The sequence below is a fragment of the Blautia sp. HA3515 genome, assembly GCF_059933065.1.
Genome location: NZ_JAYFUY010000114.1, coordinates 1 through 5,566, shown reverse-complemented (window position 1 = coordinate 5,566; position 5,566 = coordinate 1). Strand labels below are relative to the sequence as shown.

At 43.5% G+C, this 5,566-nt stretch carries 7 protein-coding genes and 2 pseudogenes; 3 read left to right on the top strand and 6 right to left on the bottom strand.

The features are described 5' to 3' along the window. From R1Y93_RS09710 to R1Y93_RS09700, 3 genes and pseudogenes are all read right to left on the bottom strand, one after another. Positions 1-104: pseudogene (locus R1Y93_RS09710) on the bottom strand (GatB/YqeY domain-containing protein); the annotation flags it as partial. Positions 105-351: 247 nt separating this feature from the next. Beyond that, entirely contained in the window at positions 352-750 is a 399-nt protein-coding gene (locus R1Y93_RS09705) for a hypothetical protein (RefSeq protein WP_500822651.1), read from the bottom strand. Positions 751-903: 153 nt separating this feature from the next. Beyond that, positions 904-1,290, bottom strand: a complete 387-nt coding sequence (locus R1Y93_RS09700; protein ID WP_500822650.1) for a protein kinase domain-containing protein — start codon at positions 1,288-1,290, stop codon at positions 904-906. Positions 1,291-1,502: 212 nt separating this feature from the next. Between R1Y93_RS09700 and R1Y93_RS09695 the strand changes: the two genes are divergently transcribed. The 3 genes from R1Y93_RS09695 to R1Y93_RS09685 all read left to right on the top strand — a co-directional run bounded on the left by R1Y93_RS09695 (position 1,503) and on the right by R1Y93_RS09685 (position 2,666). Continuing rightward, the gene (locus R1Y93_RS09695) at positions 1,503-1,820 is read left to right on the top strand and encodes a hypothetical protein (protein ID WP_500822649.1); all 318 of its coding nucleotides are present in this window, start codon (positions 1,503-1,505) and stop codon (positions 1,818-1,820) included. Beyond that, entirely contained in the window at positions 1,807-1,974 is a 168-nt protein-coding gene (locus tag R1Y93_RS09690) for a hypothetical protein (RefSeq protein WP_500822648.1), read from the top strand. Before R1Y93_RS09695 ends, R1Y93_RS09690 begins: the two co-directional genes overlap by 14 nt. 143 nt (positions 1,975-2,117) lie before the next feature. Continuing rightward, complete coding sequence (locus R1Y93_RS09685) at positions 2,118-2,666, top strand: OB-fold protein (RefSeq protein ID WP_500822647.1); 549 nt, start codon at positions 2,118-2,120, stop codon at positions 2,664-2,666. Positions 2,667-2,819: 153 nt separating this feature from the next. Here R1Y93_RS09685 and R1Y93_RS09680 read toward each other — a convergent pair whose 3' ends face one another. The 3 genes and pseudogenes from R1Y93_RS09680 to R1Y93_RS09670 form a co-directional block, all read right to left on the bottom strand. Continuing rightward, positions 2,820-3,551 (bottom strand): class I SAM-dependent methyltransferase, encoded by a 732-nt coding sequence (locus R1Y93_RS09680; protein ID WP_500822646.1) that lies wholly within the window; start codon positions 3,549-3,551, stop codon positions 2,820-2,822. An 80-nt stretch (positions 3,552-3,631) separates the two neighbouring features. Continuing rightward, positions 3,632-4,201, bottom strand: coding sequence for an HD domain-containing protein (locus tag R1Y93_RS09675; protein WP_500822645.1), 570 nt, complete (start codon positions 4,199-4,201; stop codon positions 3,632-3,634). Continuing rightward, positions 4,201-5,326, bottom strand: a pseudogene (locus R1Y93_RS09670) (DUF362 domain-containing protein). The gene R1Y93_RS09675 and the pseudogene R1Y93_RS09670 overlap by 1 nt, the downstream one beginning before the upstream one ends. Positions 5,327-5,566: the final 240 nt, after the last annotated feature.

Sequence of the window (5,566 nt, the reverse complement as noted above, 5' to 3'; positions counted from 1 at the left end):
TAGTTTTTAACAGCGGAAACCAGAGATGATACCGCATCCTTTGTTGTTTTATCTTTTGCTTTCATGGCTGCAACCATATCTTTTCTTAAACCTTCAAGAGTCATCCTCAAAATTCCTCCTTTATTCTTTTCTGGAGATATCATAGCACTTTCCGGATTGCTTGTAAAACGAAAAATATGATTACAGTGTCAAAAGGTCTGATCCCACCTGTGCTTGCACAAGGGTGGGAGAATGACCTTGGGACACGCCCCAATATGAGCATAAAAGTGGGATGTTAATCCCACGATATGCGAATACCGGGAAGGATTGTGGGAGTGCAAAGCACGGAACAATCCGTGTAATCATGATTACTTAAAAATACCTGAGGATCATCTCCAACAGTAGTAACAATAAAAATATCAGACACGTATCCAGAAGAATAATCCCAAGGTAATGAACGCTCCGCTTTTTACTGCCGCATAGGGGCATCAGCTTCTGGATTCCCAGATAATTTCCGCCTACAAAAACCAATACAAGGGCACAAAGCAGAAAGCAAATCCGATTGATCCAAAGTGCCGCCCCATAAGTCTTTTCCACAGTAATCCCCATAGATACACTAACCAGCACAAAATAGCCTGCAAATGCCAGAAAATTCTTCCACAATACAGGTGTTCGGAATACCCGGCGGACAGTATTTTCTCCACTGAACTCCCTTCTGTTCCTGGCTTTCGCCACCGCTGCAAGTGAAATCCTTAGTATTTCCCAAAGCACCAGCCAGTTTCCTGTACGGATTGATAACGGTCCTCTATCGGTACGTCTGAGTACACCGCTGGATCACCTTTTCGTAAATCTCCGGAACCTTTTCATATACGCAGATCCGTCCTGTCAGTTCCAGGATCAACACCCCCATCCCGTAAATATCCGTTAACGGGGATGAGCTTCCAAAGCCATACTGCTCCGGAGCCGCAAAGCCTTTTTGTCCCGATCAGCATAGTGTCCTCTGCCTTTTCCCGGAGTATAACTTTTCGCAGCGTTAAAATCAATCAGCACTACCCGGTCTTCTGGTGTTATAATGATGTTGGAAGGCTTTATATCTCTATGGATCATCGGAGGCTCCTGCTGATGCAGACTGTTCAGGATCCTGCATAGTTCTCCTGTATATCGGCGGATATCCTTTTCCGTTAGTCTGCAGGCATCTATTTTTTCCTGAAGGGTATCTCCTGAAATATATTCCTCAATAAGGACCGCCTGTCCTTCCCCTTCCAAAAACTCCCTGATTCTTGGAATCCCTTCCAGATCAAGCTGCTGCAAACGTCGATAAACTTCACCGTTGTAAACAGTCAGAGCTTTTTCACATATATCTTCTTCGTTTCACGATGCTGAACAGCTGAAATATGATGCTCTTCATTCAAAACTGCAATTTCCTGAGAGCAAGAAAAGAGCTAGCTGATTTTCCAGATTCATAAGCTTATCATTCCTTTTCTTCTTACAACGTACTATGATTTTATCACAAGGAGGTTTCTATGTGCACAAAAAATACCAGAGAACTAGAGGAGATTTTAGAAAACACCCATACAGGAACGTATGACCAGTACTGCCACACCTATGAGAACAGTCTGCTTTCTTCCCTCAATCCTTTTGGTGTTTATCTGAAGGAATGTCTGAAAAATAATCATATCACTCAGCAGCAGACATTTCTCCAGGCACAGATTCCTGAAGGATATGGATATAAACTGTTATCCGGTGAAAAAAAGACCCGGCAAAGAGATGTGATCCTGCGGAATCTGCTATGCCGGAAAGCTTACGCTTGCTCAGACACAACAGGCTTTGAAAAAATATGAAATGCCGCAGCTTTACGCCAAAATTCCACGGGATGCACTGCTGATGATCTGTTTTAATGACCGTCCCGGCAGTATCATTCAGGTTAATGAACAGCTTTGCCGCTACCAGTTTGAGCCACTTAAATCCAGCGGCATGCAAGATGAAGCTGTATAGAACATACTTATGATTTTTCATACTTTTTCATAAATGTTCAGCACTCTCACAGTACGGTTTTTTCGTAATTTCCCACCCCTAAGGGGAGAAGCATAATCCTAATAATATGCTATACTTTTATGCAAAACGAGGGGGAAATACATATGAACAGTGAAAAAACCAAGAAATGCAAATATTGTAAATCAGAAATTCCAGCAGATGCCAGAATCTGTCCGCAGTGTCGTAAAAAGGTGAAGGGTGGAAAGCTGAAATGGATCTTTCTGCTGCTTGTGATCCTTATGATTGCAGGTGCTGCTTCTGGAGGTAAAAAGGAGTCTTCCAAAGGTTCAAAATCAGCAGGCTCCTCTGGTGAAAAAATAACAGTGACACCTATCACTTACTTATCTGTATCCGTAGATGATATGGTAGCTGAGCTGGAAGACAATGCACTGAATGCATCGGATCATTACAAGGATACCTATCTGGAAATCACAGGGAAGCTTTCCAATATTGATTCTTCCGGTAAGTATATTAATCTTGATCCTGTAAATTCTGACTTTTCCATTTACGGTGTGCAATGTTATCTTTCCGATGATGCACAGCGCAATGCTATTTCCAATATGAAAAAAGGCGATACTGTTACCCTGAAAGGACAATGCACCGATGTTGGAGAAGTTCTCGGGTACTCCCTGGATATCGACGAAATTGAGTAGTCAGACCCGCAAAAAGGCTGTGAACTGCCATCTCTCAGGCAGCTCACAGCCTTTTTTGAACTCTAAAATACCGGAAACTATATCAAATGTGGATTTAACTCTCTTTTTGTAATCAGAATACCGGAGACTATATCCAATATAAGCTGGACGCTCTCATCGGGTATAACAATCATACCGAATTGCTTTTCCATTCAATGTATACGAAGGTTTCCGGCCTGCAAGAAATTCACTTTTCAGCGGTCTTTTTACAATGATCTTCTCCGGGTCTGCCTGAATCGCTGCATCAAAAAGATCCGTTTCTGCTGAGCATGGAGGTTCCAGTTTCTGGATCAGCTGAAGCTTTTTATTGATCAGGCTTGATTTCTGTCTGGCTGGAAACATAGGATCCAGATAGATCACATCTACAGGATCCAGTAATTTTCTCATGCATTCCACACTGTTGCCCTCTACTAGCTTCATCCTGGCAGCAATCTCCTTCAATACTGGATGCTTTCGTGCACGACGAAGTGCGTCTTTTAGAAGTATGGCAATCACAGGATTCTGCTCATACAAAGTCACTTCATATCTCTGTGCCGCCAGAAGGAATGCATCCTCACCCATGCCGGCTGTTGCATCGATGGCTTTTCGCCCCTCTTTCTCTGATTTTGCTGCGCGCACCAGCATTTCATGCTGAAGCCTTCCGTTGGTCACACGGTGAAGCATGTTTTCAAAATCCCCCTGATATACAAGTCCATATCCTGTAAGGGAAACGCCTTTTGCATGAAACAGCACTGTCAGACCGTTTCCCGGATGGCTGGCAATGCTGCTTCCTGTCTTTCTGGCAAAAGACTCTGCCTGGTCACGCTGACCGCCCTTTTCAATACATATTACAAACTTATCATTCATACGATCTTTTCACTTTCAGGAATTTCCGGCCAAATACATGTAGAACTTATTATGATACAGCCTATATAGCAGCAGGATTCTTATCTCTCACTCCTTATAAAAGCGGGAGTCTTCTCGGCTGAGTTCAAGTCGAACAGCCGTCTGTATTCTTCTTCCACCTCTTCAAATGGCCGCACAGTATAATCCAGCTTAATATGGATTTCCGGTGGATCCCCGGGTTGTTTTTCATTCAGCAGTTCTTCCAGATCATACCAGAGCATGGCATTATCAATTGTCTTCACTGCTTCCCACTCTGTTTCTGTCAGATCAGAATTCAGAAATTTCTTAAAAATCATGCTTAAAAGCTTATCTTCCTGCTCCTGATATGCTTCCAGTTCTTTCTTAAAGGGCCGTGGTACATCAGACATGTAGCATTCGCTTGCATCGTGTAAAAGGCATGCCAGTATGATCTTCTTTGACAATCCTCTGGCACGTGCTTCCTTTGCACAGCATATGCTGTGCTCTGCCACTGACCAAAAGGAATGTACATGACCATTCCCCCGGCATATCATAGGCAGCGCATGGGCAATATCTTCCATACAGATTGCCGAAGGATCCGGATCTGCAGGATAGAAATGTTTCCCGGTAAAAGTTGTAATATAATCTCCCATTATTTCACAACTTTCAATTCATATTGTCTGGTGCCCAGTCCCACTTTCTCAGCCTGATCTAATGTTGCCTTCCACTCAATATTGGGATTGGAATCTTTGAAATGATCATGATGACAATGCCAGCCCGGCTCTGCCAGATGCTCTCCCAACTGACTGTTCCTGATAGGTGTTTCTTTCAGACATGCATCTGCACATGCCTGATCCAGTGCTACAGGGTCAAAGCTTGCAAACATTCCTACATCTGGCAGGATTGGAGCGTCATTCTCCCCATGGCAATCACAGTTAGGACTGATATCCTGCACCAGTGAAACGTGAAAACAAGGACGTCCATGACAGACAGCCTGTGCGTACTCTGCCATTTTACGATCCAGAAGTTCATTTGCACAGCTATTCGGATTGTATACTGCATCATAGCTGCAGGCTCCAATACAGCGGCCACAGCCTTTGCATTTGTCATAATCGATCACAGCCTTTTTATTAGCATATGTAATGGCATCGCTTCCGCACTCCTTTGAACAGCGTTTGCAGCCACGACAAGCTTCTGCGTTGATGGCCGGCTTCCCGCTGGCATGCTGCTGCATCTTTCCTGCACGGCTTCCACAGCCCATTCCGATATTCTTCATGGTTCCGCCAAAGCCGGTAGCTTCATGTCCCTTAAAATGGGTAAGACTGATAAAAATATCTGCATCCATAATAGCACGTCCGATTCTTGCGGTCTTGCAATATTCTCCGTTTACCACAGGTACTTCGATTTCATCCGTACCTCTTAAGCCATCTCCGATCAGGATCTGACATCCGGTAGTAATGGGATTAAATCCATTAATATTGGCACAGTCCAGATGTTCCAGTGCATTTTTCCTGCTTCCCCGGATAAAGCGTGTTGCAATCTGTAAGGAATGGCATTCCTCCCTGCTCCTTGCACAGATCTACCACTACCTTTGCGTAGTTCGGACGAAGAAAGGCCATATTGCCCAGTTCTCCAAAATGCATTTTGATTGCCACAAATTTCCCATCCATGTCAATATCTTTAATTCCTGCTGCAATGCAAAGCTTTCTCAGCTTATCTAACTGGCTGGTGCCCACCTTGCAGCGAAAATCCGTAAAATAAACAGTTGATTTTTCCATAATATCCAAACCTCCTGAAAAGATTATTTCAGACATATGATCACACAAATATCCCATATCTTCCACATGGTGATCATATTCTCTACCAAATAGCATACCAAAAGTATGTTTGAAGTCAAGTTTTTTCACAAAATTGAATTGAGTAAAATGTAAATTGTCCCCGATAGCAGTGGTGCACACGCAAAAAAAGGACAGAGCTTCATGCCCTGTCCAATTCTTTTATCAGCGTGCGTTAGAGGA